Here is a 25,599-nt window from a genome sequence, read left to right on the forward strand (position 1 = left end):
TTGTGTTCGTGAACCCCAGCTGTTCGACTGCTCTATCGTTTCCTCGGGTAGACTACCGGCGTGATCTGGCGTCTCTCGGACGACCGTTTCTCCTGTACTGTCGTGATTGTGGATGAAACAGTCACCGGCTGAGACTCCAGAAGCCAATCAGCGCGCTGTGAGCGAGTGATTTAGCCGCCACGGAACGACACAATAGTCGGCCGGACGGCACCCACCCCATCCACGTACGATCCCCCTCAACACCCGCACTCGCTGACGGAAAACAGCAGGTCGCGTTGAAGGCTGTTCCCGTTCGAGCGCTCGCTCTCCCCTTGCTTCGGACGTGATCGTGTGCGCAGGAGAACGAAAGAGCAGTTTTCGAAGAGACGTCGTGTACCCCAGTAGCCCGCCTCTTCCCGCTGGAAAATACCGCATACCGTTCGGTAGGCTGCGTGGTACTCGTCGCAACCGATAGATAACAAAGAGAGTCTTCCCGCTATGTCAGTTTGCATCGCATCGACTTCACGACCAATCGACAGTCACAGAATACAGAAATCAACACACAGGATGTTAGCACGATCACAACTTACGACCGTTCTCGTCGTCGGGATGCTGCTGCTCTCGATGGTAGCGATGGCACCGGCAACCGCAGACGATGGGAGCAACGCGAACGTACAGACACTCGAGGACGGCGAGGATCTCTATCTGCTCTTCGGGGTGGACACCGGCGATCAGACGCTCGAGGAGTTCCTCGAGGATCACCTGACGGACAACCCGGGGCACGCTGCGGAGGGGCAGACCGCCGTTAGCGAGGTCATCCAGTACCAGAACGTCAACCAGGTGAACATCAACGAGGACGGCGCTGCGGTCTCCATCGGAATCGATGGCGGCAACGCGACGGCCATCCAGGAGACCACCCAGGTGAACGACAACGTACAGGCCGGCGAAGCAAGCGCCGATAACTACGAACTCGGTCCCAAGAGTACGACCTTCGAGGACGTCGGCACCGTCCACCTCGTGATGGGGAACGGTGACGGCCAGCAGTTCTCGGGCTGGGGCGTTGCGGACACGAAGAAGGACAAAGCGACGGTGACCCAGACCGCAGAGGCCGCCGTTTCGCAGTACCAGGACGTCAGCCAGGTCAACTACGCCGAGCAGACTACGGCCTTCGCGCTCGCAGCGAACGCGAGCGAGGCAGTCGCCTTCCAGCAGCTCTCGCAGGCGAACCAGAACCTCCAGCAGGGAAGTGCCAACGCGACCAACGTCTACCAGAGCCCGACGGCTGCACCGTACAGCGGTCACTACAAGAAAGATCCCGGCATCTCGCCGAAATACGACTACAACGGCGACAGCGCCGATCAGACAGCGGTCGCAACCGTCGATCAGGCACAGGACGTCGATCAGGCGAACGTGAACGAAGCGACCGCGGCGGTCGCGATCGCCATCGGCCAGAACTCGAGTGCGACGGCCGTGCAACTGACCGAACAGACCAACCTCAACGAACAGCTCGCGAGCGCCGATGCGGTGAACGTCTTCGCGGCCATGCCCGGGATGAACGTCGCAACCGCGGACATGGACAACAATGACGTCGTCTCGACGCAGGCGGAGCGCGTCGACGACGCGGACAAGAAGGGCGACAAGAAAGAAACCACCGACCCGAGTCAGGCAGCCGAGGCGAGCGTCTCCCAGTATCAGAGCGCCGACCAGTTCAACATCAACGTCCAGAGCTCCGCAGTCGCGATCGCGACGAACGAGAGCACTGCGACGGCGATCCACATCGCGTACCAGACGAACTACAACGCGCAGATCGCCTCCGCCGACGCCTGGAACGTCTACCAGGGCGACGGCCACCACAGCGGCCTCGTCTACACCGAGGAGACGACCGTCACGCTCGGTGGTGACGAACTCGCGGACAACCCGATGATCGCGTTCGACTACGACGGCACCGACAGCCAGCTCAGCGACGTCGACCAGCACTCGAGTGCCAGCATCGAGCAGACACAGTTCATCGGCCAGGAGAACTTCCTCCACCAGTCGGCTGCGATCGCGGTTGCCGACGACGGCGGCGATGCAGCCTCGGGCCAGATCATCATGCAGGAGCAACGGAACGTCCAGCACACCGCTCTCGGCGTCTCGGACGTGATCGTTCCCGCGTAACCGGTTCGCTCGACGAACAGCACTTCAGTCGCACCTTCTCTATTATCCGCGCCTCGAGCGACAGCGATAGTCGCCACAGACAGTCAGTGTACAGCTGCTCGCGACGAGTCGTCCCGAAATCGACCGCCCTGACCGGTCTCGAGCACGCCTGAGAGCAGTGTACAATGCGTCTCAGCTGGTACTATACGTCCCGTCGGAGCCGTCGGTTTCCTCGGTGCTTCCGTCCCGGTGTGCGGCGAGGGCCTCCTCGATCGTTAGCTCTCCCGACGCGACCCGCCTCGCGAGCAGTTCGTCGATCGCCCGGTTCGTTTCGCTCTGTTCTCGCGACCGGTCCTTGATCACCTGGAGTTCGCCCGTCGTCGGCTCTATCTCGCGGTTGTCGACGACCTCACCCTCGAGTCTGGCGATGTTGACCGCGGCGAGCACGTCGCCCATCCCCCGCGACCCCGTTCCCAGGTAGGGGGTCGTCCCCGTCTCGTCGACCAGTTCGACCCGGACGTCCTCGAGGTCGTTGACCAGCGTCGCGCCCTCGAGACGGGAGCCGTCGCCGATGCGAACGACCGGGTCGGCGGCCTCAGCGGCCTCTCGCTGGATCACCTCGACGGCGTTGGCGAGGGGGACGTGAAAGGCAGCGACGACCATCTCACCGGCAAGAACGGCGATGCCGGGTTTTCGGCCGGGGTCGACGCCGATAATCGTCCGACCGTCCTCCCCGCGCAGCGCGGTGAGTGCCCGATCGACGGTGCGTCGAGGTTCGCCGGGGTCGGCGACGACCGTCACGAACTCCCCGAACGCTTCCGCGTTGGTCGCCCCGGTGACGACGACGGTCGTCGACGCCGGGAGTTCGTTGGCCGGTTCGACGGTCGTAAACTCCACACCACGCTCGCGCAGTTCGGTGACGACCTCGTGGTACACTTCGAAATCTTCCGTCGCGACGACGATCACACCCTGTCTTCGCCGCCCGATGGAATAAACGTGTTCGCACTCGCTGGATGAACCGGCGGTTTCGGGAGGTTTTTCCTCGCCACGCGCGAATCACGACTGTGAACGACGAGGCGATTTCGACCGGCTGTCCGCCGGTCGACGAGCTGCTGGGCGGGGGCTTCGAGCGAGGAACGGTCACACAGCTGTACGGACCGCCCGCGGCGGGGAAGACGAACCTCGCGCTCTCGGGTGCAGTCCAGACGGCGGCCGACGGCGGGACGGCCGTCTACATCGACACCGAGGGAGTGTCCGTCGATCGGTTCCACCAACTACTCTCCGCGCGAGCCGACAACGTCGACGACGTCGAGGACGTTGCATCCCGAATCATCATCGAGGAAGCCCTCGACTTCGAGGAGCAGGCCGAAGCCGTCCGGGATGCCGAGGAGTTCGCCGACCGTGCCGACATGATCGTCCTCGACAGCGCCACGGGGTTCTATCGCCTCGAGCGGGTCGGCGACGACGACGGCGGCGACGCGCTCCGGCGGGTAACCCGGCAGGTGACACACCTGCTGTCGCTCGCCCGAAAACACGACCTCGCGGTCGTGCTCACCAACCAAGTGTTCGCCGATCCCGACTCCGATCGGACGCGCCCGCTCGGGGGTAACACCATGGAACACTGGACCGGTGTCGTCCTCCGGATCGACCGTTTTCGGGGGGGTAACCGGCGAGCGACGCTCGAGAAACACCGCTCGAAGTCCGTGGGTGAAACCGCTCAGTTCAGGATTACCGACACCGGATTAACCGGCGAGGAGACGACACTATAGAGCGTCCGAATCGAAGAACGGAGTCCTGGCGGGAACCGCGGCTGCCTTACAGTTCGTTCAGCTTCCGCAGGAGCTGGCCGCGGTACTCCTCGTCGCTGGTGACGCCCTTGAGCTCTAAGACGTTCCGCTCGAGTTTGTCGAGTGCAACACGGAAGGCGTTCTCCGCGCCGTAGCCCTCCCCGGAGCCGGCGACCTGTCCCTTGTTCGTCCGGAGGCGGATCTGACACTGGATCAGTGGCGTCCCGCGGAGTTTCTCCTTGTGCTCGTGGAAGCGAACGTGGGCGTGGAGCACCTGCATATCCGCGTACTTATCGGAGACGTCCTCGATGCTCTGGACGATCGACTCGCGCGTGATGGTGTCGATCAGGGAGACGTTCGTGATCTGGACGTCCATGTGTTCCTCCTCGGTGTAAGTGAGCGCCCGCAGCACGTCCGTCTTGGTGACGACTCCCTTGACCACCCGGTCGTCGTGGTCCGGCGTGACGACGAGTCCGGCGTAGTCGTCGCCGAGCATCTCCTCGACGGCCTCGCGCGCGCTCGTCTCGAGCGTGATCGTCGAGACGGGGCTGTTCATGATGTCGTAGATCGGGACGTCGAGCATCCGGTCGTTGTCGCCGACGCGGTCGCCGGTCGTCATCCGCTCGTTCTCGCGGATGACGAAGTCGGCGATGTCGTGGGTCGTGACGACGCCCGTGAGGTAGCCGTTCTCGTTGAGCACCGGCAGCCGGGAGATGCCGTGTTCGCGCAGATGGTTGATCGCCTTGCCGACGCCGTCGTCCTCCCGGAGCGTGATCGGGTTGTCGGTGTAGATGTCGGCGACGGTGAGCGCGTCCAGATTCTCGAGCACGGCCTCGAGGATGGCGTCCCCGCTGATAACGCCCCACAGCGAGTCGTTCTCGAAGACCGGGGCGACCTTCGCGTTCCCCTCGATAAGCATCCGGGCGGCCTCGCGAACGTCCTCGTGACGGTCGAGTTTCGGCACCGGATCGTTCCGGCTGGGTTTGATAAGCGCCGCCACCTTGGCGTCGTCTTCGACGTGAGACTGAAGCACCTCGCGCTCGCTGATCACGCTGCGGTACTCGCCGTCGTCGGTGACGATTATCCCCTTCGGGTTTCCGTCCTCGAACGTAGACCGGACTTTCCCCATTCGCGTTCCAACGTCGACTTCGATGTAGTCCTTGGTGGCGATATCAGCGATATCCATCGTTCTGGCGCCACCTACTCCCGCGACGGTATTTAACGTACCGCCGGCGACGGCCATCTCCGGGGTGCGTGCCTTTTTCTGGGATGGGGTTGTACCGGGGCCATGGCTCCTGACATCAGCGTTTTCGGTCGGTACACGTACCTGCTCACGGAGGTGTTCTGGGGGGCGGTCGCCGTCTTGCTGTTGCGCCGGGCTGGCGCGCTCCGGAAGGCTGCCGTTACCATCCTCACGCTGTATCCGATCGCCTACGTCTGGGACCGCTACACGCTCGCCATCGGCGTTTTCGACATCAAACTTCGCACGGGGATCGACCTCGCCGGCATCCCGCTCGAGGAACACCTCTTCATGGCAGTCGTTCCCGGTCTCGTCCTCGGGGTCCACGAGACGTTGTTCGGAGACGGGCCGGTGGAATCGGTCGTCGAGAACGAGAGTACCAACTGAAACGACTTACACACCTCCCGCAGCGAGGCGGCTCAAAACCGGTCGATCGCCGGTTCTGAGCCGCTGAACCGCGAGGGTGTGTGCACTGACTTGCAGTAGCTACTATAACCGCGACAGTCTTATCGCTGGAACCCGACCTTCAGTATGAATGGCAGGTGCCCCGAGCGACGAGTTCTCCCGGTCCGACTCGTGCGATGATACCTCTCATCAACCGCGGCGTTCGACCGCACCGGACCGGAAACGACGACGCCGAGAGCGTGGGGGATTCGCCGACGTACTCAGACTCCTCCTCATCGCTGCGCTCGTCTGTTCGCTGGTCGTCGGCGGCGCACTGGTCGGGCCGCAGCTCGTCGCCGAACTCGAGGCGTTCGACGGCGTCGACGAGTTCGATCGAATCGAGTGGGGCGGCGGCCAGCCCGCGGTTTCGCCCAGTGCTGACCCCCCGCCGGCCGGCGAGCGAAGCCCCGAACTGACCGATCCCGGCGATCCGGAGGAGTCGGCGTACGAAACCGACGTCGAGCGGGTGTCCTCCGAAGCCGTCGAGGACTTCGTCCACGCCGGCGTCAACGATCGACGGGCCGAACACGGCCTCGAGCCCCTCGAGTGGGACGGAACCGTCGCCTCCGTGTCGCGTGCACATAGCGGCGACATGGCGGAAACCGAGCACTTCTCGCACGTCAACGAAGACGGGGAAACGCCGTTCGACCGGTTCAACGACGTCGCCGACTACTGCCAGGCCTACGGCGAGAACATCGCGATGACCTGGGTCGACACGCGGGTTAGTCAGCCGACCGACGACGAGCCGGTCACCTACTACACCGCGGAGGAACTCGGAGAGGGGCTCGTCGAACAGTGGATGAACTCGCCCGACCACCGGGCGGCGATACTCGAGGAGGATATCGACGGCTGGGACCGCGGCGGAGTCGGCGTCTACATCACCGAGGACGGGCAGGTGTTCGCGACACACAACTTCTGTACGGAGTGGTAGGCCTCGGGCTACGGAACGGCAACGGTGCCGGAACAGTACATCGGTCGTGAACGACTCCTACACTCATATGACCGGTCGTGGTACGGCCGACCATGGACGCCACAGAGACGATAACGTCGGTGGCTCGAACGGCAAAGGCTCGGAACGTTTCGTTTCTCGCCGCCGGGTTCGCCTACTACGCGTTCGTCTCGCTCATCCCGCTCGTGTTGCTCGCGCTCGTCGTCGGCTCGATCCTCGGCGGCGAACAGACCGCAGAACGGCTCGTCCTCTTCGCCGGTGACTTTCTCCCGGAGGCCGGCGAGGACCTCGTCACCGCGGCGCTGATGACGGAATCGGGTCGAGCGGAGGCGACCGCCGTCGCACTCGTCGTCTCGACGTGGGGCGCGCTCAAGGTGTTTCGCGGCCTCAGTCTCGCGTTCGACACGGTGTACGACGCCGCCGCGGAGGACTCGCTGGTCGAACAGCTCCGCGACGGAGTCACCGTAATCCTCGCGGCCGTGAGCGCGCTCTCGCTGATGATCGTGATCGGTACGGCTCTCGGGTTCGTGGCCGACACCGTACCCTTCGGCGGCCTGCTTGGGTGGCTCGTACTGTTGCTCGGACTGTTCCTCGTCTTCCTTCCGATCTACTACGTGCTTCCGCCGATCTCCGTCACGCTGTCGGAGATCCTCCCGGGAGCGGCGTTCGCCGCGGTCGGCTGGACGATACTCCAGGTCGGCTTTCAGCTGTACGCCGCGAACGCGGGCCAGTACGAGGCCTACGGCGCGGTCGGTGCTGTGATCCTGTTCGTCACCTGGCTCTACTTCGCCGGCATTCTCATCCTGCTCGGGACCGTGATCAACGTCGTTCTCTCGCGGCCGCAGGCCGCCGCCTGAGACGACAGGAAGCTTATGGTCCCGCGGCGGACAGAGGCCTACCATGACCGACGACGGATCGTCCGAGCCGACGGCTGGGAACCCGCCTTCCGAGGAGAGCGACACCGCTGGTCCCGGTGGTGGACCGACCCGCGTCGTCTCGGAGCAGAGCGTCGACGACATTCTCAACTCGCTCGAGTCGACGTCACGACCGGACCGCGAGGAAATCTCCGCTTCCGAACCCACCCCCGATACCATCGAAACCGACGCTGGCACTACCCCCGACAGTACCCGAGACGACACCGACACCGCGACCCGCGAGACGGACGCCACGGCCGACCCAGACGAGAGGGCGGGCGAGCCCCGGGGCCCCACGACAGACGGACTCTCGGCCCGCGTCGACGCCGGGACCGTCACCGGCGCGGACGTCCGGGCTGCCGAAGCCGGCGAGGGACGCGACCGAACACCCGAGGTCGACGAGATCGACCTCTCACTCGAGGACCTCGAAGCGACGACCGATACCGAAACCGGCGGAGAGCCGACGGCTCCCGGGGCAGACACAGCGCCCGCCGACGAGACCGGACGCTCGTCCTCGGCATCGGAGACCGGCTCCCGGGACGCCGACTCGTCACCGGGGCTTCTTGGCCGCCTCCTGGGACTGTTCTCGAGGTAGACCACGCCGACAGTCTTCGAGCGGTGTCGTCCCACCCGATACGTGGTGAGTCGGCACGTCGACGTCGTGTCCACAGGCGCCCTCGAGAGTCGTCTCCCTGCGGTAATCTTCCGTCGGAGATCAGTTTCTGGCTACCGCTCGTCGACAACTCGAGGCGTTCATGACCACCGCTTCATCAACGACGAGGCGGTCGCTTACTCGGTTCGCGTTTCGATGGCACTAACGGGTCGTAATGTGGAGCCGTCGCCCCCGCGTTATTGGGCTAGAAGGGCAGGTTGGGGCAGATTTGAACCTCGTCGAGACGTGCTCGCTTCGCTGCGCGCGACTCGCCTGGTTCAAACTGCCCAACGTCACAATCCTGTCGCTCGCGGAGTTGTTCGCGACAGAAGTAGTGGGTTGGGGCAGATTTGAACTGCCGGCCTCCTCCATGTCAAGGAGGTGTCATAACCAGACTAGACCACCAACCCGCCTGGCTGCGTCCCGACGCCGCGTCGGTGTGCAGTCAATCGTTGCCCGCCCCCGTAATTGAAGGTTTCGAATCGGGCGCCCTACGGCACTCCGACACAGTCGGCGATACGTTTAAGTTGATGTACTCATTTGGACATTGTAAGACAAGATCGTACACTGGTGTTTCCCAATGCAGGCATACGTCGAACGAGTCACCGACAGGCAGGATCTCTCACAATCGGACGCTCGAGCCGCTTCAGCCGCGGTTTTCGAGGAGGCAACGGAGGCACAGATCGGCGCGCTGCTGGCGGGGCTGCGGGCGAAGGGTGAAACCGAGGCCGAGATCGCCGGCTTCGCCGAGGGGATGCGCGAGGCTGCACGGACGATCGATCCAGACCGCGAACCCCTGGTCGACACCTGTGGGACGGGCGGGGACGACTACGACACGATCAACGTCTCGACCACGAGCGCGATCGTCGCCGCCGGCGCCGGGATCCCGGTCGCCAAGCACGGTAACTACTCGGTCTCTTCTTCCTCTGGGAGTGCGGACGTCCTCGAGGAGGTCGGCGTCGACGTCCGGGCCGAACCGCTGGCCGTCGAACGCGCCATCGAGCGCGACGGCATCGGCTTCATGCTCGCGCCGGTGTTCCACCCGGCGATGAAGGCCGTCATCGGCCCCCGGAAGGAACTCGGCATGCGAACGGTGTTCAACGTCCTCGGCCCCCTGACGAACCCCGCGGGCGCCGACGCGCAGGTCGTCGGCGTCTACGACCCCGACCTGGTGCCGATCCTCGCCAACGCGCTCTCGCGAATGGACGTCGAGCGGGCGCTGGTCGTCCACGGCTCGGGAACCGACGAAATCGCGATCCACGGGGAGACGACGGTCGCCGAAGTCGCCGGCTCGAGCGTCGAATCCTACTCCCTCACGCCCGCTGACCTGGGTCTCGAGACCCACGCGATCTCCGATATCGCGGGCGGAACACCGACCGAGAGCGCCGCCGACCTCCGGGGCATCGTCGAAGGGCGGGTTCGGGGGGCGAAGCGCGACGTGGTCCTCGCCAACGCCGGGGCGGCGATCTACGTCGCCGGCGAGGCCGACAGCCTCGAGGCGGGTGCCGACGCCGCTCGTCGCGCGATCGACTCCGGGGCGGCCGGGAAGAAACTCGAGGCGCTGTGTGGACTTCGACCGAGGGTACAGGGATGACTCGCGTCAAGATCTGTGGCATCACTCGCGAGCGGGATCTCGAACGCGCGGTCGAGGCGGGCGCGGATGCGGTCGGGATCGTCTGTGACGTTCCGATCGAGACGCCCCGGGAGGTGTCGCCGACTCGGGCAGCGGAACTCGTGGCGGCGACGCCGCCGTTCGTCACGGCCGTGCTCGTCACGATGCCGGCCGGCCCCGAACGCGCGATCGAACTGGTCGAGGCGGTCGAACCCGACGCAGTACAGGTTCACGGCGGGATGCGGCCGGGAGACCTCGCTTACGTTCGCGCGAAAGCCGACGCGCGCGTGTTGCTCGCGGTCGGCGCCGACGAGGTCGACAGCGTCGAAACGTACGACGACGTCGTCGACGCACTGGTCGTCGACAGCGTCGGTGAGGGCGGCGGCGGTGGAACGGGCGAAACCCACGACTGGGAGCGAACCAACGCGGCGACCAGGGCGGTGACGTCGCCGGTCGTCCTCGCCGGGGGGCTCACGCCGGCGAACGTCTCCTCGGCCGTCGAAACCGTCTCACCCTTCGCCGTCGACGTGGCGAGCGGCGTCGAAGCTGCGGGCGGGGTCAAGGACGCCGACGCGCTCCGGTCGTTCGTCGAGCGCGCCAAACGGGGGCGTCGCCCCGTCGAACCGTGACCGCCGAGACGGAGGCGGGGTGCCTCGAGTTCGACATCACGCGCGAGCAGTTCCTCGAGTACACGGCCGGAACCGCGGACCCTGCGTCCTCGAGTTCGGATCGCCAGCCGGCGGACGACGAACCGGTCGTCGTCCGAGTCCTCGCCACGCTCGACGTGGAGACGACGCCACTCGACGCCTACGCGGCACTTACCGGCCGTTCCGGACCGAACCGAACGGGTGACGCTTCTCCGTACTCGTTTCTGCTCGAGAGCGCCGAAAAAACCGCCTCGAGCGACCCCGACGGGGCGTTTCGACCCAACACCGCCCGGACCGACCGCCACGCGCGGTTCTCCTACGTGGGCTACGATCCGGAGGCCGTCGTCACGGTCGGTCCATCGGGCGCGACGCTCGAGGCGCTGACTCCGGATGCCCCGCTCGAGGCCATCGACCTCTCCGATGCCGACCGGGACGGTTCGGACGCCGGGGCCGACGTCCTCGACGTCCTCCGGCGAGCGCTCCCCGACGTCCGCCTCGAGAACGTCCCTGATCGCGACCGCCAGCACCTCGAGGGCGGACTCGTCGGCTTTCTCGCCTACGATGCCGTCTACGACCTCTGGCTCGAGGAGGTCGGTTGCGAACGTCCCGACTCCCGCTTTCCGGACGCCCAGTTCGTTCTGACGACGAAGACCCTCGTCTTCGACGACCGCGACGACACCGTCTCGCTCGTCTGCACCCCGGTTATCGAGGCGGACGACGATCCCGGCGCGGTGTACGATCGCCTCGAGCGAGAGGTCGAACGGGTCCGGAACCGTCTCGCCGAGGCGGGATCGGTCGACACTGGCGGTTTCATCCGGACCGGAGAGAGCGCCGGTTCGCGGGAGGCCTACGAGGAGAGCGTTCGCCGGGCGAAAGAGCACGTCCTCGAGGGAGACGTCTACCAGGGGGTCATCTCGCGCCGGCGCGAGATCGCCGGTGAGATCGACCCGCTCGGCCTGTACGAGTCGCTGCGGGCGGTCAACCCGTCGCCGTACATGTACCTGCTCGCCCACGACGACCTCACGGTGGTGGGCGCGAGCCCGGAGACCCTGGTTTCGGTGCGCGGACGGGAGGTGATGGCGAACCCGATCGCGGGCACCTGCAGCCGCGGAGCCAGTCCTGTCGAGGACCGCCGACTGGCCGGCGAAATGCTCGCGGACGGCAAGGAGCGGGCCGAGCATACGATGCTCGTCGACCTCGCCCGAAACGACGTGCGGCGCGTCTCGAAGCCCGGATCGGTCAGGGTCGACGAGTTCATGAACGTCCTCAAGTACAGCCACGTCCAGCACATCGAATCGACCGTCACCGGCACTCTCGCGGCGGATACAACGTCTCCCGGATCCGCTCCGGGAGCCGGGGAAATGACGCCCCCCGACGCGTTCGACGCCACGCGGGCGGCGTTCCCGGCCGGCACCCTCTCGGGAGCGCCGAAGGTGCGGGCGATGGAGATCATCGACGATCTCGAGGCCGAACCCAGGGGGCTGTACGGCGGCGGCGTCGGCTACTACTCCTGGTCCGGTGACGCCGATTTCGCGATCGTGATCCGGACCGCGACCGTCGAGGCCGGAGCAGGTGACGAGATGGCGGCTGACGACCTGGTCACCGTCCGTGCCGGCGCGGGGGTGGTCGCCGACAGCGATCCCACCTCGGAGTACGAGGAAACCGAACAGAAGATGGACGGCGTGCTCGCCGCCCTCGAGGCCCTCGAGGACGGTACCGAAGAGTCGCCGCTCGAGGTGCCCCGATGAGCGCCGCGTCGACGTCCGCGGCCGATGCGCGACCGCACGTCCTGTTCGTCGACAACTTCGATTCGTTCACGTACAACCTCGTCGAGTACGTGAGCGAACACGCGGAGACGACGGTGATGAAGAACACGGCCACGCTCGCCGATGTGCGGGCGGTCGACCCGGATGGGATCGTCATCAGCCCCGGTCCCGGCCACCCGAAAAACGACCGCGACGTGGGCGTAACGACGGACGTGCTTCGAGAACTGAGTCCGGCCGTCCCGACGTTCGGCGTCTGTCTCGGCCTCGAGGCCGCGGTCTACGAGTACGGCGGCGAGGTCGGACGCGCACCCGAACCCGTCCACGGGAAGGCGTCGGCCGTCGACCACGACGGAAAGGGCGTGTTCGCCGGCCTCGAGCAGGGGTTTCAGGCCGCCCGATACCACTCGCTCGTCGCGACGGCGGTTCCGGACTGTCTCGAGGTGTCGGCGACGGTCGCTCGTCGGAGCGAACTCCACGGGTCAAACGGCGCGGCCGCGGTCGAGGAACCGCTGGTGATGGGCGTTCGTCACCGGGAGTACCCGCTCGAGTGCGTCCAGTTCCATCCCGAGAGCGTGCTCACCGCGGTCGGCTACGACGTGATCGAGAACTTTCTCTCGGAAGTATGAGAGCGACGTATCGATTACGGCGTTACCCGATAACCCCGACCGCATAGAGGCTCGCGAGGAGGACGACGGCGACGACACCGGCTCGAATCGCCATCTTGACGGCGAACCGAACGGCCATGATCACGACGACGATACCGGCGAGCACCGCGAGTGCGGCGAGGAGGGTCGTTCCGGTGAGGAATGCTCCGAACATAGCGGGAAAGAGTAGTCTATCTATATAGTCTTTCAGGGTTTGGTGAAAGAAAAAATCGCTAACAGGCGCTCGTACACGCCCGCCCTGGATTACTTTCAGTCTCCTCTGATAATCGTTAAGGCGGTCGCCCACCTACTACTCACTAGGCGTTAGCGCGCCTGAGCGGGTGCGTTAACGGAAAACGGACACGATATATTGCAGACACATCTGTGAAAGTAGAGTTGCATTAGTACAATGTTGGAAGTACAAGACCGCACATTTTATGTGCATGGCTGGATACCGAACCTTCGTTACGGATGATGCGAATTAGCACTTGGACAGAGAGAAGAATCGGCAGGGGGCGCGGGGTTGGGGCTGAGGTGACACGCGCATGAGCGAATCGAACATCACCGCGGACGACCTCACACTCCCGATCAAGCGCACGGAGGGGGATACCCTCGCCGCGCGCATGACCGACAACGCCTATCAGAACATTCTTCCCGCACGTTACCTCCGCAAGGACGCCGACGGAGAACTCGTCGAGAGCCAGGAGGACCTCTTCACTCGCGTCGGACGGAACATCGCCCTCGCGGAGGCCGTCTACGAGGCCGAGAAGCGAGATCTCGAGGTTACCGTCACGCCCGCCCAACTCAAGCCCGGTCACCCGCGCCGGGACGAGCTCGCAGCGGAGGTCTTCGGTGAAGGGGTCACCGCGGAGGACGACGTAGAGACGACACTTACTGAACACAACGTCAACAAGTTCGCCTACGAGACGGTCGTTCCCGAACTTCCTGCGGAGATTCGCGAACACGTCGAGGACGTCGCCGACACCTTCACCGAGGGGATGGAAACCCTCTCGTTCATGCCGAACTCGCCGACGCTGATGAACGCCGGCGACGAACTCCAGCAGCTGTCGGCCTGTTTCGTCATGAGCCCCGACGACGACCTCTCGGACATCCACGAGACGGCCAAGAAGGCCGCCGAGGTGTTCCAGTCCGGCGGCGGCGTCGGCTACGGCTTCTGGCAGCTCCGGCCGTTCGGGGATTCGGTCGGCTCCACGGGTGGGATCGCCTCGGGGCCGATCACCTTCATGCGGACCTACGACCAGCTCTGTGAAACCATCGCCCAGGGCGGGACCCGGCGGGGCGCCCAGATGGGCATCATGCGAGTGTCGCATCCGGATGTCATCGAGTTTATCCACGCCAAGAACAAGGACGTCTCGCTCGCCCACACCCTCCGTCTCAACGATCCCGACGACTACACCTACACCACGTTCTCGGAGGCGCTCGAGGAAGCCCGCGAGCTGATCGACGAGGATGGACGAGTCCCAAAGCACCTCCGCAACGCCGTCGAGGGCCACCTCTCTAACTTCAACATCTCGGTGGGTGTCACCGACGACTTCATGGAGGCCGTCCAGAGCGGCGAGGAGTTCACCTTCACCAACCCCCGAACCGAAGAGCCCCACATCGCCACCGCGGAAACGAAGGAGATGTACAGCCGCTACGACCTCGGCGACCACGTCGAGGTCGGCGAGGAGCTCTCGATTCCCGCCGAACTCGTCTTCGAGCGCATCGTCGAGGGCGCCCACGAGAACGGCGAACCCGGCGTGATCTACCTCGAGCGGGTGAACAAGGAACACTCCTTCGACGTCGAGAAACACCCGGACCACCGCATCCTGGCGACGAACCCCTGTGGCGAACAGCCCCTCGAGGAACACGAGGCCTGCAACCTCGGCCACATCAACCTCTCGACGCTCGCGGACCTCGACGCCCCCGACTGGCGCGTCTGGAGCGCGGAGCACGGAGACGAGTACGACAGCCAGGAGGCCGCGATTTCCGCGTTCCTCGAGGAGGCGATCGACTACGCGGAGTTCGACGAGCGAATCCAGTACGGCACCCGGTTCCTCGAGAACGTCGTCACTATGTCGGACTTCCCGGTCGAGGAGATCGAGCAGACCGTTCGCGACATGCGCAAGATCGGCCTCGGAATCATGGGACTCGCCCAGCTGTACATCCAGCTCGGCGTCAAGTACGGCAGCGAGGAGGGCAACGAGATCGCCCGCCAGCTGATGACCCACATCAACCACGAGGCCAAGTGGACCAGTCACGAACTCGCCGAGGAGCGCGGTTCGTTCAACGACTGGGACGAGTCGAAGTACGCGGACCCGGTCGAGTATCGCGACTGGTTCGAACACCAGACCGGCCTCGACGCCGAGAAGTTCCCGGACGGCTTCCCCATCCGGAACCACAACGTGACGACCATCGCCCCGACCGGCACGACCTCGATGGTCGGCAACACCACCGGCGGCTGCGAGCCGATCTACAACGTCGCCTACTACAAGAACGTCACCGACGACGTCCAGGGCGACGAGATGCTCGTCGAGTTCGACGATTACTTCCTGCGCACCCTCGAGGCCAACGACATCGATGTCGACACCGTCAAGGAGGAGGCCCAGGAGCAGATGGCGACCAACCGGTTCGACGGCGTCGAGGGTCTCGAGAGCGTCCCGGACGCGATCGGCGAACTGTTCGTCGTCACCGCCGACGTCACGGCCAAACAGCACGCCGCGGTCCAGTGTGCCTGCCAGGCCGGCGTCGATTCGGCCATCTCGAAGACGGTCAACGCGCCCAACGACTCCACGCTCGAGGACGCAAAGGAGGTCTTCGAGTGGGTGTACGACCACGGCGGCAAGGGCGTCACCTACTACCGAGACGGCACCCGCTCGAAGCAGGTGCTCACGACTCGCGCGGACAACACGGAGTTCGCCGACGAGAGCGAGGCAGCCGAGGCGCTGCTCGAACAGATCGACGACATCTTCGGCGGGCTCGAGGCGTTCCTCGAGAGCGAGGACGTCAGCGACGTGCTCGGCGACGACCCGGTCTTCGACGCAACCGACGGCGACCGCGTGCAGGTCGACTTCACCGAAAAGCGCGAGCGACCGGACGCCCTCCAGGGCGTTAGCCAGCGCATCGACACCGGCTACGGCAAGGTGTACGTGACGATCAACGAGGACCCGGAGACGGGCCAGCCGTTCGAACTGTTCGCGAACATCGGCCACTCCGGCGGCTTCACCAACTCCTTCACCGAGGCGCTGGCGAAGGTTATCTCGACCTCGCTGCGCTCGGGCGTCGACCCCGAGGAGATCGTCGACGAACTCTGTGGCACTCGGAGTCCGAAGGTCGCCTGGGACAAAGGCGAACAGATCCAGTCGATCCCCGACGCCATCGGCACCGCGATGCGTCGCTACCTCGACAACGAAATCGACAAACCGTACCCGAAACAGCAGACCCTCGAGGACGCCGCCGACGCCGACGATGCGTTCGAGTACGACGGTCCCGAAACCGACGGCGGGGCCGCCACACAGCACCCCGATGAGGCGGATCGGGACGCGACCCAGGAACTCATCGACGCCGGCGAGTCGCCCGAGTGTCCCTCCTGTGGCTCGCTGTCGCTGTACTTCTCGGAGGGCTGCAAGACCTGCGAGTCCTGTGGCTGGTCCGAGTGCTAACCCCGTAGCACGCAACCCGGTTTCCGGATCGGACTCCGGAGCCATCACGTTCAGGTACCAGTTTTTTCACCGCGCCTGTGGTGCAGAGTGGCATGATCGACGTGCGCCCGCTCGTTATCGAGGTCGACACGGACGAGCCAGTCGTCGGCGAGACGATCACGATTCGCGTCCGAGACTGGAACAGACCGGTCGAAGGCGTTACGGTCATTAGCCACACGGAGCGTGCGACAACCGACGAGCGGGGGCGCTGTCGGCTCACGCTTCGCGCGCCCGGCTTCTGGAAGATCACCGCGGTCAAGTCCCCGACGGAGTACGCCGCGTACAAACCGGCGACGATGCTCGTCCGCGCGATCAGCAAGGCCGCCGCGGAACAGCGGGTGCAACAGCTTGCCACTCACTACGGGTGATTGGTGTACGTCGATCCAGCTGCCAGACTCCCGTGACTACACCGAACCGATTTAGCCCGCGATCACGGAGTAGAGGATATGAACGACGGGAGCGAGGGGCAACGAAGCTGGGAAGGAGAGACGGCGGGCGCCCCAACCTGTCCGCACTGTCAGGCCCCGCTGTATAAGCGCCACTGCAAGTACGTCTGCCCGCAACACGGCGTCGTGATCGACTGCAGCGATCCGTTCAGGTGACGTTCTGCGTATCGAACGGCGCGTCAGACCGAATCAGCCGTCGAGAGCGTGACTCGAGTCTCCCGAGCGGGAATCGGCCCACACGGTACGGTAGATCGGTCCCGCGAGCAGAACCAGCGCCGCGAGCAGACACGCGAGCGTCAACGCGAGTCCGAACTCACCGAAGCCGGCGGTCGTCACCGTTGCCGCAGACGCGCCAACGACCACAGCCGCGATCGTCCAGGGGAGTTCCCCGATCGCCGTCCCGACGACCAGGTGACGGAGCCGAACGCCGCTCATCGCCGCCGCACACGTCGCGATATCCGAGGGGATCGGTGCGAGCCGCGAGGCGATGACGCCGCGAACGGGACCGGCCGTCTCGTAGTACCGGCCGCCGACGGCTTCGGCTCGCTCGAGCGCCCGTCCGATTACTCCACGGGGCGGGCTCGAAGGCGTACCGATCCACCGGGCGGCGAGAAAGACAGGGATCACCGTCACCGCGACGCCGAGGAGTGCGACCGGAACGCCGAGCGCGACGCCGTAACCGTAGCCGACGACGACCGCGAGCGGCGTCGTCGGAATCGCGAACAGGGGCCGGAGGAGGTAGAGGCCGGCGACGACGACCGCGAAGCGGACGGGGTCATCGGTCACCGCTTCGACGGCGGTGAATACCGTCGACGCCGGTACGAGCGCACCCGCCGTCGCGATCGTCGCGAGGAGTACGAGCCCCACGAGCGACCGGTTCGAGACGGACGGCACTGCCATCGCACCGAGTTCTTACTCGAGGGTTGAAACCTTTGTGTCTCCCGGGGCCACCGCACCAACGCAACGCTTATTCGACCGGCCACGGCAGGTTGTACCGATGAGGTCCGACGACCGCCCAGCCGACGCGACCGACGAGCGCGTCGAACTCGGCCTCGCGCTTCTCGAGCGCCTCGAGCACGAGTCGCTCCCGCTCGCCGACGCCGTCGACCGGATCGAAACCGTGACGAGCGATCCGGCGGTGACGCGGACGATCCTCGACGAGGCCGAACTCCGCGGGATCATCGAACGGGAGAACGGCATCATCCGCCCGAAGAGTCGCCTCTACGTCCGCTACGAACAGGACGTGATCACCAAAGAGGGGGACTTTTCCTGTCGGCGCTGTGGCTCCGGGCTCTCGACGGGACACTTTATCAAACTCGATGCGGGCGAACTCGGCCCGTTCGGCTCGTCGTGCATCCGGAAAGTAACCGGACGAGAAGAATGATCGGACAGGGGAGCGAGCCGAGATCTACCTGCCCTGCCGGAGTTCTGCGATCAACTGCTCGATGGTTTCCTGCTGGCGCTCGAGGAGCTCAGTCTGTCGTTCGACGGTCGTTTCGAGCGCCTCGAGACGCTCGAGCAGTTGGGAATCGACCGTTGAACTCGCCGGGGTGAAGGCACTGCGTTCGAACTCGCCCTCGGGGTCCGGTTCGGCCGACGTCGCAGGTGGGTCGTTTGTTTCTGTGTCGCCCTCGACCGACTGTGTCAGCGCTGTCCCGGACGCGTTCGACGCCTTTGCCGACGCCGCCGCTGTCGTCGCCTCGGCCGGTTCGCTCGAGGTGTCAGGCTCGGAACTCTCGGGCGCCGGTGGATCGGCGTCGAGCGGATCGACGCCCTCACCGAACGCCGTTGCCGGATCTTCCCGTTGCTCCTCGTCATCGTCTGCTACCTGCTCGTTCAGCGCCGAGAGCGTCTCGACGTCGTGGTAGGCGAACAGCGCGCGTTTCAGCCGTTCACGGACGTCGTCGGCCTGGTCATTCGGCGCCTTGATGCGCTGCTGTCGGCCGTCGACGGTGAGGACGATCTGGGTTGCGACCGAGCCGTCCTCGAAGGCGAGGTTCGTAACGTCGTCGAAGTGATACCCCTCGAAGTCGCCGTCCCAGACGGCCTCGCCGATGTGTTTCAGGAGTCGGTCGCTCGTGATGATCACGGTGAGTTCGCTGAACCGGTAGGTCTGGACGACGGTTTCGCCGGGATCGGTGATCCCGTTGCCGCTCAGGACGCCCGCCAGAATCGGGTGGAGCGCCGCCTCAGATTTCGTTGCGGGGACGGTGAACTCGCTCGTCCCGTCGAGGGCGTACTCGAGCGAGAATCGGGTTTTTCGCCGGCCTTCCGAGAGCGTCAGGCGGTCCGCGTCGTGTGGGTAGCCGTCGACGGATTCGTCGCTCAACAGCCCCTCGGCGCGGTAGACGAGCGTTCTCGAGGGAGTGACGTAGAGTTCGTCTTCACCGCCGAGTGACACCTGTGCGGCGATCTCTTCGCCGTCGAGCGTCGACCGAACGGTGTCGGGAACGTTCATGCTCCGCAGTTAGTAACAGCATGTGATAAATCCGTGGGTCGTCGTTACACGGGAGCCTCGAATGGGAAGCTTAAAGAAACACACGGCACAACCGGAGAGTGAGCCCGGGTGGCTTAGCTGGACATAGCGCCGCACTCATAGGGTTCAGAGATTCGGTGCGGTTTCGCCTTGGAAGCCTCCGTGTCCCTCGAGGACTCTGCCGAGCCTCGGACCTGGGACATGCGGAGATCGAGGGTTCGGAGCCCTCCCCGGGCATTTTCACCGACACCACGAGTCGAAGACGAGTGGCCACGCCGAAAACGCCCGAGGACGGGGAGAACCCGGTAGGTCTCACGCGAGCGCCAGCGAGCGTGAGGCAGGAAAATTCTGCGGAATTTCCGCGGTTCGAGGCTCTCCCGGCTTTCCATACGTGGACATCCCCACTACTGATTATCGAAGGTTATGAGTGTCCGCTTCCGATGATATTCTATCTCAAATGGTAGCGGGAAAGGCTACCGCAAACGGAACGGGTCTATATTCGGTTGTGGTTGGTATCGACAATGACGACAGTCGTCGAACTCGAAAGTCCAGCCGATCGGCTCGGTCTCTCCGAAACGTTCGATCGCCTGCCAGCGTTCGAGCTCCAGATCGCTGGATTGATCGGTTCCTCTCCACCGCTCGTGTGGGTTTCGGGGCCCGACCGTCACACGGTGGAAGCGACGCTCGAGGCCGATCCGTCCGTCGACGTGATCGCGAGTCTCGCAGATACGAGCGACGACCGGTGGCTGTTTCGCCTCGAGTTCAATGAGGAACTCGAGGGGTTCCAGCGGATCGTCTCACAGAACGATGGCGCCGTCCTCGAGGCATCGGCGAGCGGAGGGACGTGGTCGCTGAAGTTGCTCTTCCACGACCGGAGTGCGCTCTCCGGGGCCCACTCCGTTTTCGAGGAGCAGGAGTACCAGGTATCCGTAAAGCGCGTGACGTCGCTCGACGAGCCCTCGGGAGGTGCGAGCCCGCTCACGACGACGCAGTACGAGACGATCGTCAAAGCGAACGAACTCGGCTACTTCGACGTGCCACGGAAGGTGACGCTTCAGGAACTCGCTGCCGAACTCGACGTCTCACACCAGGCGCTCTCGGAACGCCTTCGTCGGAGTCACGCCGCTCTCGTAAGCGAAGAGCTCTCGAACCGGATGACGCCGGCCGGAATCGACTCCTGAGTAGACTGTCAGTTGTAAACAGCCGTACAGAGCCTTTCCGTCTGCGCCCCCATATCTGACAATACGGCACCATAGGCTGCATCAGATGTGTTTTTGTCTCGTTTTAAGACGCGTTAGTGCCATATTGGCCGCAGAATGTGCGTTTATATCCGAGGATGCCGATAGTGCGGACGTCGGTGGACGACACCGACCCGCTGTATCGACTTCCGGACACCCCCTGCGAGTACCGAGTCATACGATGTGTAGCCGTTATCACGGCAAGTCACACCGGGACTGGTACCATGCTCAGCCAACGTTTCGTGGTCACTCGTGGCTGTGTGACCACGACTGCCAGCCGCCGGGCCGACCTCGAGCGAGTGCACGACGGCTCGGCGGCATCTCGGCGCAGTCGTGCGATTGAACGATCTGCAACAGAGTCGGCCGGATCGGCGATTGCGACGAGCGCCCACAGCGCCAACAGGCGTTCAGACGGTGGGAGTGGACCGATACCTGCCGATAATGTAGTATTTCTGTGTGTCACGTAGTGGGAGAGCAGCGACGCTTTATATAGGGACACCGTCTTCTGCCGAGCGAGAATATGAGCTTTGCTGACACTGTCTCGGGTGGCCTCAGGGACGCGCGGCAGCCGAAGACGCCGACCGCGGACGAGCTGTCGCCGCTCGAAATCGACGACGTGTTTCATCTGCTCCAGACGAAACGTCGACGCGACGTCCTGCGATATCTCCGTGATACCGACGGGCCCGTCCGTATGCGCGATCTCGCCGAACAGGTAGCGGCCTGGGAGCAAGAAACCACCGTCGAGGCGCTCACCTCGAGCGAGCGCCAGCGGGTGTATATCTCGCTGTACCAGTCGCATCTTCCCAAACTCGAGGCGGAGGGAGTTATCGACTACCAACAAAACCGCGGACTCGTCGAGCGAACGCCGCGTGCCGCACAGCTCGATCCGTTCATCGACGGCCGCCAGGACAACGAAGGGCTGTGGGCTCGTCGTTACGCGGCCGTGTCCGTTCTCTGCGTCTGTCTGCTGGCCGTCGCTGCGCTCGGCCCTCCGGCGGTAGGTGGGTTCCCCGTCGCTGCGTTCGTGGTCGCTGCGTTCTCGACGCTCACACTCAGCCACCTCTGCTCGACGCAGTCACCACTGTGATTCGTCGAGCAGCGTCCGGTCGATCGGTTGCAAAACGACTTTCCGATACAGTACGACGGCGAACGTGAGTAACAGCGAGCCACCGAGGATACCGGCCCAGCCGCGTTCGACGACCGACATCCCGCCGAGCGAGCCGCCCGCGAGCCACTCGAGATACCACTCCGGCGCCGTGGCGGCTGCGGCACCCGTAAGCGCGAGCCACAGTCCGGTACCCGCCAGGACGATTCCGAGAAGCCGCGCCTGTTGTTCGATACCGATCTCACCGAACCACCCCGTCCGTTCGGATCCCATCCTCTGGTGGTCCGGGCTCGAGACATATCAACGTTCTCGACTCGCAGTGTACGCTTTTTAGCCGGGGTTTTAGTAGATGAGTTCGTCGTCGTTCTCGACCATGTACAGCGTTCGTGCGGCGATGTTGACCGCGTGGTCGCCGACCCGCTCGAGGTCCCGAATCGTCAACAGCAGTCTGGAGACGTCCTGGAGGAGCAGTTCGACCTCGTCGGGCGACTCGAGTTCGCGCTCGATCAGGTCACGGACGACGATTTCGCTCGCTCGTTCGGCGAAGTGGTCGAGGTCGTCGTCGCGCTCGGCGAGCTCTCGACAGGCGTCGACGTCCTCCGTATCGTAGGCCGTCATCGCGTCGTCGATCATCACGAGCGTCAGATCGCCCATCGCCTGGACGTCGACGTCCGGAAAGAGGTCGCGCTCGGCGTCGATGGTGTACTCGCCGAGGTTGGTCGCGAGGTCGCCGATCCGCTCTAAGTCGGTGATGATCTTGAACGACGCCGCGATAAATCGTAGATCGCTGGCGACCGGCTGCTGGAGAGCGAGCAGATCGATACACTGCTGCTCGAGATCGAGATACATCCGGTTGATCTCGCTGTCGCCTTCGATGACTTCGCGTGCGAGCTCTTCGTCCTTCTGCTCCAGGGCGTCGAGTCCCATCCGAAGCCGTTCCATCACGACCTCGCTCATGTAGAGGACGTCACCCCGAAGCTCGGTGAGTTGCTCCTGGTAGGATTTTCTGGCCATGCGTAGAAACGCTCGTCAGCGCTGATGTAGCTTGCGCTCGTCACAGACGGTTGCACGTAAGACGGATGGCTCGAGAACGGATGGTCAGCCGAACTTGCCCGTGATGTAGTCCTCGACGCGGTCGTGTTCGGGGTTCTCGAAGATCTTGTTCGTGTCGTCGAACTCGACGAGTTCGCCGCCGGTCAGGAAGACGGCAGTCTTGTCGGAGATCCGGGCGGCCTGTTGCATATTGTGGGTGACGATCACCACGGTGTACTCCTCGGCGAGCTCTTCGACCAGGTCCTCGATCTGTGAGGTCGCGACGGGGTCGAGCGCGCTCGCAGGTTCGTCCATCAGGATCACCTCGGGATCAGGTGCGATTGCGCGGGCGATACAGAGTCGCTGCTGTTGGCCGCCCGAAAGCTCGAGACCGCTCTCGTCGAGACGGTCTTCGACCTCGTCCAGAATGGCGGCGCGCTCGAGTGCGGTGTGGACTTTCTCCTCGACGTCGTCGTCTTTCCCCTGGACGCGAAGTCCGTAGGCGACGTTGTCGAAGATGCTCTTTGGGAACGGGTTCGGTTTCTGGAAGACCATCCCGATCTTTCGGCGCAGCGCGACGGGGTCGACGTCGTCGTCGTAGACGTTCTTCCCGTGAAAGTAGAGTTCCCCCTCGACGCGGGCGACGTCGATCAGGTCGTTCATCCGGTTGATCGAGCGCAGGAAGGTCGACTTCCCACAGCCCGAGGGGCCGATCAGGGCCGTCACCTGGCGCTCGGGAATGTCCATGTCGATCCCCCGAAGGGCCTGCGTGTCGCCGTAGAAGACGTCCAGGTCGCGAGATTCGATCACGATCTCCTCGCCACGCGCGGCGGCGCCGGTGTCGTCGGTACGAGTCGCCGTTGCGTCCGTCGGTGAGTCGTCGGCGTGGTATCCCGTTGCCGAGCTGTCCCCGTCCATCGTTCGTGTGTTGGTTTCGAGGGAGGTACCTGTTGTGGAACTCGATTCGTCGTCGGTCGCGGTCGGATCGGCGGTTTTGGACGAACTGTCTCGTGGTGTCATGGTCAGGAGCGTGGATCGTACTTGTTTCGGATGAAGATCGCAACCGCGTTCATCGCGAGCAGGATCGTGAGCAGGACGACGATTCCGGCGGCGGCGATGTGCTGGAACTCCGCCTCGGGCAGGGTCGCCCACTCGAAGATGGTCATCGGCATGGCGCTGAACGGGCTGGTGAGGCCGTCGGGGGCGACGAACAGCGAGGTCGCGGCACCGACCATCAGGATCGGTGCGGTTTCGCCGATCGCCCGCGACAGCGAGAGGATCGTTCCCGTCATGATCCCCGGCAGCGCTCGGGGCAATACGACGTCGCGGATGACCTGCCACTGGGTCGCACCGACGCCGTAGGCGGCCTGACGCTGGGAATCGGGAACCGCCCGCAGCGCCTCCTGAGTCGCGACGATGACGATCGGCAGGATCAGCAACGTCAGCGTCAGCGCGCCGGCGATGAGGCTCGAGCCGAGCTGGAACGCCCGGACGAAAATCGCCAGCCCCAGAAGACCATAAACGATCGAGGGGACGCCGGCGAGGTTGGCGATGTTCGCCTCGATGAACGACTTCAGCCGGCTCTCGGGGGCGTACTCCTCCAGGTAGACCGCCGCGCCGACGCCGAGGAAGATCGTGAAGACGGCGGTCAGCGCGATGAGGAACACCGAGCCGACGATCGCCGGATACATTCCGGCGCCGCGGCCGCCGGGAAGGTAGTTCTCGACGCTCTGGGAGGGCGGATAGGTGAGGAACTCCCAGGTGATCCAGCCCCAGGATTCGTAGAGCACGTCCGCGACGAGGGCGACGAGAGCGACGATCCCCACCAGCGTCGAGGCGAAACAGATGCCGACGAAGACGCGTCCGATCGTGCGCTTTCGCTCGATGTCGCCGGTCGACTCGCCGAGCGGCGAGCCAGTGTCGGTGCTCATTGATACTCCTCCCGGTAGCGGGAACGAACCCACATACTGAACAGGTTCATTCCGAGCGTCATCGCGAACAGTGTGAGCCCGACAGCGAACAGGCTCTGGTAGCCGATCGAGTCGACCGAGACGTCGCTGATCCCGATCTGGACCATGTACGCCGTCATCGTCTGGATCGGCTCGAGCGGGTTCGCCGTGATCTGTGGGTGCATTCCCGCCGCGAGCGTCACGGCCATCGTCTCACCGATCGCCCGCGAAATCGCGAGGATGTAGGCCGCGATCACGCCCGAGAGCGACGCCGGGAAGACGACGCTCGTCGACACCTCGAACTTGGTCGCGCCGAGGCCGTAGGCGGCGTTCCGGAGGTCGTCGGGCACCGCCGACATGGCGTCCTCGCTGAGGCTCGAGACCATCGGGATGATCATGATACCGACGACGATCGCCCCCGCGGCGGCGTTGAACGTCCCCGTCTCGGGGAAGAAAAACCGGATCACGGGCGTGATCAGCGAGAGCGCGAAGAAGCCGTAGACGATCGTCGGGATCCCGGCGAGGACCTCGAGTGTCGGCTTGATCGTCTTTCTCACCTGCGGGTCGGCGTACTCGGAGAGGTAGATCGCCGTCGCGGTGCCGACCGGGATCGCGATAGCGGCCGATCCGACGGTGATCAGCAGCGTCCCCCAGACCAGCGGCAACACGCCGTAGCTCTGTGGCCGAATAACCGGCGACCACTCCGTACCGGTGAGATACTCGACGAGCGAAACGTGGCGGAAGAACTCCACCGAGCCCTGGACGAGCACGAGGATAATCGCGAGCGTCGTGAGCACGGTGACGAGTGCGCACGAAAAGAAGACGTACCGGATTGCTGCGTTCTTCCGATCGGCGAGGTCGCTGCCACCGCTGGTGATCGCC

The 25,599-nt window shown here is 64.5% G+C and carries 26 protein-coding genes and 2 tRNA genes; 17 read left to right on the plus strand and 11 right to left on the minus strand.

What is annotated here, in order from left to right; genetic code table 11:
* The first annotated feature begins 546 nt into the window (after nt 1–546).
* Nucleotides 547–2,136, plus strand: coding sequence for a hypothetical protein (locus tag AC6I6S_RS02580; protein WP_497948166.1), 1,590 nt, complete (start codon nt 547–549; stop codon nt 2,134–2,136).
* Between the two features lie 171 nt (nt 2,137–2,307).
* Here the strand turns inward: AC6I6S_RS02580 and AC6I6S_RS02585 are convergent, their stop codons facing one another.
* Nucleotides 2,308–3,081 carry a hypothetical protein gene (locus AC6I6S_RS02585; RefSeq protein ID WP_497948167.1) on the minus strand — a complete coding sequence of 258 codons (774 nt, stop codon included), beginning with the start codon at nt 3,079–3,081 and terminating at the stop codon, nt 2,308–2,310.
* 47 nt (nt 3,082–3,128) lie between these two features.
* Between AC6I6S_RS02585 and radB the strand changes: the two genes are divergently transcribed.
* Nucleotides 3,129–3,884, plus strand: coding sequence for a DNA repair and recombination protein RadB (radB, locus tag AC6I6S_RS02590; RefSeq protein ID WP_497948168.1), 756 nt, complete (start codon nt 3,129–3,131; stop codon nt 3,882–3,884).
* Between the two features lie 46 nt (nt 3,885–3,930).
* Here radB and AC6I6S_RS02595 read toward each other — a convergent pair whose 3' ends face one another.
* Complete coding sequence (locus AC6I6S_RS02595) at nt 3,931–5,088, minus strand: CBS domain-containing protein (RefSeq protein WP_497948169.1); 1,158 nt, start codon at nt 5,086–5,088, stop codon at nt 3,931–3,933.
* Nucleotides 5,089–5,190: 102 nt separating this feature from the next.
* Here AC6I6S_RS02595 and AC6I6S_RS02600 point away from each other — a divergent pair, with 102 nt between their 5' ends.
* The 4 genes from AC6I6S_RS02600 to AC6I6S_RS02615 all read left to right on the plus strand — a co-directional run bounded on the left by AC6I6S_RS02600 (nt 5,191) and on the right by AC6I6S_RS02615 (nt 8,044).
* A complete protein-coding gene (locus AC6I6S_RS02600) occupies nt 5,191–5,529 on the plus strand; it encodes a lycopene cyclase domain-containing protein (RefSeq protein ID WP_497948170.1) in 339 nt (112 codons plus the stop codon).
* Nucleotides 5,530–5,677: 148 nt separating this feature from the next.
* Nucleotides 5,678–6,517 carry a CAP domain-containing protein gene (locus AC6I6S_RS02605; protein ID WP_497948171.1) on the plus strand — a complete coding sequence of 280 codons (840 nt, stop codon included), beginning with the start codon at nt 5,678–5,680 and terminating at the stop codon, nt 6,515–6,517.
* Nucleotides 6,518–6,609: 92 nt separating this feature from the next.
* Nucleotides 6,610–7,392, plus strand: a complete 783-nt coding sequence (locus AC6I6S_RS02610; RefSeq protein ID WP_497948172.1) for a YihY/virulence factor BrkB family protein — start codon at nt 6,610–6,612, stop codon at nt 7,390–7,392.
* A 43-nt stretch (nt 7,393–7,435) separates the two neighbouring features.
* Nucleotides 7,436–8,044, plus strand: coding sequence for a hypothetical protein (locus tag AC6I6S_RS02615; RefSeq protein WP_497948173.1), 609 nt, complete (start codon nt 7,436–7,438; stop codon nt 8,042–8,044).
* Between the two features lie 392 nt (nt 8,045–8,436).
* On the opposite strand, the gene AC6I6S_RS02620 is transcribed toward AC6I6S_RS02615, so the two are convergent.
* Nucleotides 8,437–8,511, minus strand: a tRNA-Val gene (locus AC6I6S_RS02620).
* A 170-nt stretch (nt 8,512–8,681) separates the two neighbouring features.
* Here AC6I6S_RS02620 and trpD point away from each other — a divergent pair.
* From trpD to trpG, 4 genes are read left to right on the plus strand one after another with little or no spacing between them, the layout of a single operon-like run.
* On the plus strand, nt 8,682–9,695 hold the full coding sequence (gene trpD / locus AC6I6S_RS02625; RefSeq protein ID WP_497948174.1) for an anthranilate phosphoribosyltransferase: 1,014 nt from the start codon (nt 8,682–8,684) through the stop codon (nt 9,693–9,695).
* Nucleotides 9,692–10,342 (plus strand): phosphoribosylanthranilate isomerase, encoded by a 651-nt coding sequence (locus AC6I6S_RS02630; RefSeq protein WP_497948175.1) that lies wholly within the window; start codon nt 9,692–9,694, stop codon nt 10,340–10,342. The genes trpD and AC6I6S_RS02630 overlap by 4 nt, the downstream gene beginning before the upstream one ends.
* Nucleotides 10,339–12,108 (plus strand): anthranilate synthase component I, encoded by a 1,770-nt coding sequence (trpE, locus tag AC6I6S_RS02635; RefSeq protein ID WP_497948176.1) that lies wholly within the window; start codon nt 10,339–10,341, stop codon nt 12,106–12,108. The genes AC6I6S_RS02630 and trpE overlap by 4 nt, the downstream gene beginning before the upstream one ends.
* Complete coding sequence (trpG, locus tag AC6I6S_RS02640; RefSeq protein ID WP_497948177.1) at nt 12,105–12,752, plus strand: anthranilate synthase component II; 648 nt, start codon at nt 12,105–12,107, stop codon at nt 12,750–12,752. The genes trpE and trpG overlap by 4 nt, the downstream gene beginning before the upstream one ends.
* 22 nt (nt 12,753–12,774) lie before the next feature.
* Here trpG and AC6I6S_RS02645 read toward each other — a convergent pair whose 3' ends face one another.
* Nucleotides 12,775–12,945 (minus strand): hypothetical protein, encoded by a 171-nt coding sequence (locus tag AC6I6S_RS02645; RefSeq protein WP_497948178.1) that lies wholly within the window; start codon nt 12,943–12,945, stop codon nt 12,775–12,777.
* Between the two features lie 370 nt (nt 12,946–13,315).
* On the opposite strand from AC6I6S_RS02645, the gene AC6I6S_RS02650 reads away from it, so the two are divergent.
* The 3 genes from AC6I6S_RS02650 to AC6I6S_RS02660 all read left to right on the plus strand — a co-directional run bounded on the left by AC6I6S_RS02650 (nt 13,316) and on the right by AC6I6S_RS02660 (nt 17,073).
* Complete coding sequence (locus AC6I6S_RS02650) at nt 13,316–16,432, plus strand: adenosylcobalamin-dependent ribonucleoside-diphosphate reductase (RefSeq protein ID WP_497948179.1); 3,117 nt, start codon at nt 13,316–13,318, stop codon at nt 16,430–16,432.
* Nucleotides 16,433–16,524: 92 nt separating this feature from the next.
* Nucleotides 16,525–16,839 carry a carboxypeptidase regulatory-like domain-containing protein gene (locus AC6I6S_RS02655; RefSeq protein ID WP_497948180.1) on the plus strand — a complete coding sequence of 105 codons (315 nt, stop codon included), beginning with the start codon at nt 16,525–16,527 and terminating at the stop codon, nt 16,837–16,839.
* A gap of 78 nt (nt 16,840–16,917) precedes the next feature.
* Nucleotides 16,918–17,073 (plus strand): HVO_2523 family zinc finger protein, encoded by a 156-nt coding sequence (locus AC6I6S_RS02660; protein ID WP_497948181.1) that lies wholly within the window; start codon nt 16,918–16,920, stop codon nt 17,071–17,073.
* 33 nt (nt 17,074–17,106) lie between these two features.
* Here the strand turns inward: AC6I6S_RS02660 and AC6I6S_RS02665 are convergent, their stop codons facing one another.
* Nucleotides 17,107–17,817 carry a TVP38/TMEM64 family protein gene (locus AC6I6S_RS02665; protein WP_497948182.1) on the minus strand — a complete coding sequence of 237 codons (711 nt, stop codon included), beginning with the start codon at nt 17,815–17,817 and terminating at the stop codon, nt 17,107–17,109.
* Nucleotides 17,818–17,914: 97 nt separating this feature from the next.
* Between AC6I6S_RS02665 and AC6I6S_RS02670 the strand changes: the two genes are divergently transcribed.
* Nucleotides 17,915–18,301, plus strand: a complete 387-nt coding sequence (locus AC6I6S_RS02670) for a DUF5830 family protein (protein WP_497948183.1) — start codon at nt 17,915–17,917, stop codon at nt 18,299–18,301.
* Between the two features lie 24 nt (nt 18,302–18,325).
* Here AC6I6S_RS02670 and AC6I6S_RS02675 read toward each other — a convergent pair whose 3' ends face one another.
* Complete coding sequence (locus AC6I6S_RS02675) at nt 18,326–19,375, minus strand: DUF7115 domain-containing protein (protein ID WP_497948184.1); 1,050 nt, start codon at nt 19,373–19,375, stop codon at nt 18,326–18,328.
* 102 nt (nt 19,376–19,477) lie between these two features.
* Between AC6I6S_RS02675 and AC6I6S_RS02680 the strand changes: the two genes are divergently transcribed.
* The 3 genes from AC6I6S_RS02680 (at nt 19,478) to AC6I6S_RS02690 (ending at nt 21,718) form a co-directional block, all read left to right on the plus strand.
* A tRNA-Met gene (locus AC6I6S_RS02680) sits at nt 19,478–19,630 on the plus strand.
* A gap of 284 nt (nt 19,631–19,914) precedes the next feature.
* Nucleotides 19,915–20,574, plus strand: a complete 660-nt coding sequence (locus AC6I6S_RS02685; RefSeq protein ID WP_497948185.1) for a helix-turn-helix domain-containing protein — start codon at nt 19,915–19,917, stop codon at nt 20,572–20,574.
* 577 nt (nt 20,575–21,151) lie between these two features.
* A complete protein-coding gene (locus tag AC6I6S_RS02690) occupies nt 21,152–21,718 on the plus strand; it encodes a DUF7344 domain-containing protein (RefSeq protein WP_497948186.1) in 567 nt (188 codons plus the stop codon).
* Here the strand turns inward: AC6I6S_RS02690 and AC6I6S_RS02695 are convergent.
* From AC6I6S_RS02695 to pstC, 5 genes are all read right to left on the minus strand, one after another.
* Nucleotides 21,707–22,009 (minus strand): hypothetical protein, encoded by a 303-nt coding sequence (locus AC6I6S_RS02695; protein WP_497948187.1) that lies wholly within the window; start codon nt 22,007–22,009, stop codon nt 21,707–21,709. The genes AC6I6S_RS02690 and AC6I6S_RS02695 overlap by 12 nt on opposite strands.
* A 69-nt stretch (nt 22,010–22,078) precedes the next feature.
* A complete protein-coding gene (gene phoU, locus AC6I6S_RS02700; protein WP_497948188.1) occupies nt 22,079–22,750 on the minus strand; it encodes a phosphate signaling complex protein PhoU in 672 nt (223 codons plus the stop codon).
* A gap of 84 nt (nt 22,751–22,834) precedes the next feature.
* On the minus strand, nt 22,835–23,686 hold the full coding sequence (gene pstB / locus AC6I6S_RS02705; RefSeq protein WP_497948189.1) for a phosphate ABC transporter ATP-binding protein PstB: 852 nt from the start codon (nt 23,684–23,686) through the stop codon (nt 22,835–22,837).
* 104 nt (nt 23,687–23,790) lie between these two features.
* Entirely contained in the window at nt 23,791–24,699 is a 909-nt protein-coding gene (gene pstA / locus AC6I6S_RS02710; protein ID WP_497948190.1) for a phosphate ABC transporter permease PstA, read from the minus strand.
* Entirely contained in the window at nt 24,696–25,595 is a 900-nt protein-coding gene (pstC, locus tag AC6I6S_RS02715) for a phosphate ABC transporter permease subunit PstC (protein WP_497949289.1), read from the minus strand. Before pstC ends, pstA begins: the two co-directional genes overlap by 4 nt.
* Nucleotides 25,596–25,599: the final 4 nt, after the last annotated feature.

Source organism: Natrononativus sp. DTA114, assembly GCF_059736515.1.

Excerpts from the sequence above, each read along its gene's own strand:
- AC6I6S_RS02580 (WP_497948166.1), top strand. The coding sequence starts at position 547 with ATGTTAGCACGATCACAACTTACGACCGTTCTCGTCGTCGGGATGCTG.
- radB (WP_497948168.1), top strand. The coding sequence starts at position 3,129 with ATGAACCGGCGGTTTCGGGAGGTTTTTCCTCGCCACGCGCGAATCACG.
- AC6I6S_RS02595 (WP_497948169.1), bottom strand. The coding sequence starts at position 5,088 with ATGGATATCGCTGATATCGCCACCAAGGACTACATCGAAGTCGACGTT.
- AC6I6S_RS02600 (WP_497948170.1), top strand. The coding sequence starts at position 5,191 with ATGGCTCCTGACATCAGCGTTTTCGGTCGGTACACGTACCTGCTCACG.
- AC6I6S_RS02605 (WP_497948171.1), top strand. The coding sequence starts at position 5,678 with ATGGCAGGTGCCCCGAGCGACGAGTTCTCCCGGTCCGACTCGTGCGAT.
- AC6I6S_RS02610 (WP_497948172.1), top strand. The coding sequence starts at position 6,610 with ATGGACGCCACAGAGACGATAACGTCGGTGGCTCGAACGGCAAAGGCT.
- AC6I6S_RS02615 (WP_497948173.1), top strand. The coding sequence starts at position 7,436 with ATGACCGACGACGGATCGTCCGAGCCGACGGCTGGGAACCCGCCTTCC.
- trpD (WP_497948174.1), top strand. The coding sequence starts at position 8,682 with ATGCAGGCATACGTCGAACGAGTCACCGACAGGCAGGATCTCTCACAA.
- AC6I6S_RS02630 (WP_497948175.1), top strand. The coding sequence starts at position 9,692 with ATGACTCGCGTCAAGATCTGTGGCATCACTCGCGAGCGGGATCTCGAA.
- trpG (WP_497948177.1), top strand. The coding sequence starts at position 12,105 with ATGAGCGCCGCGTCGACGTCCGCGGCCGATGCGCGACCGCACGTCCTG.
- AC6I6S_RS02645 (WP_497948178.1), bottom strand. The coding sequence starts at position 12,945 with ATGTTCGGAGCATTCCTCACCGGAACGACCCTCCTCGCCGCACTCGCG.
- AC6I6S_RS02650 (WP_497948179.1), top strand. The coding sequence starts at position 13,316 with ATGAGCGAATCGAACATCACCGCGGACGACCTCACACTCCCGATCAAG.
- AC6I6S_RS02655 (WP_497948180.1), top strand. The coding sequence starts at position 16,525 with ATGATCGACGTGCGCCCGCTCGTTATCGAGGTCGACACGGACGAGCCA.
- AC6I6S_RS02660 (WP_497948181.1), top strand. The coding sequence starts at position 16,918 with ATGAACGACGGGAGCGAGGGGCAACGAAGCTGGGAAGGAGAGACGGCG.
- AC6I6S_RS02665 (WP_497948182.1), bottom strand. The coding sequence starts at position 17,817 with ATGGCAGTGCCGTCCGTCTCGAACCGGTCGCTCGTGGGGCTCGTACTC.
- AC6I6S_RS02670 (WP_497948183.1), top strand. The coding sequence starts at position 17,915 with ATGAGGTCCGACGACCGCCCAGCCGACGCGACCGACGAGCGCGTCGAA.
- AC6I6S_RS02675 (WP_497948184.1), bottom strand. The coding sequence starts at position 19,375 with ATGAACGTTCCCGACACCGTTCGGTCGACGCTCGACGGCGAAGAGATC.
- AC6I6S_RS02685 (WP_497948185.1), top strand. The coding sequence starts at position 19,915 with ATGACGACAGTCGTCGAACTCGAAAGTCCAGCCGATCGGCTCGGTCTC.
- AC6I6S_RS02690 (WP_497948186.1), top strand. The coding sequence starts at position 21,152 with ATGAGCTTTGCTGACACTGTCTCGGGTGGCCTCAGGGACGCGCGGCAG.
- AC6I6S_RS02695 (WP_497948187.1), bottom strand. The coding sequence starts at position 22,009 with ATGGGATCCGAACGGACGGGGTGGTTCGGTGAGATCGGTATCGAACAA.
- phoU (WP_497948188.1), bottom strand. The coding sequence starts at position 22,750 with ATGGCCAGAAAATCCTACCAGGAGCAACTCACCGAGCTTCGGGGTGAC.
- pstB (WP_497948189.1), bottom strand. The coding sequence starts at position 23,686 with ATGGACGGGGACAGCTCGGCAACGGGATACCACGCCGACGACTCACCG.
- pstA (WP_497948190.1), bottom strand. The coding sequence starts at position 24,699 with ATGAGCACCGACACTGGCTCGCCGCTCGGCGAGTCGACCGGCGACATC.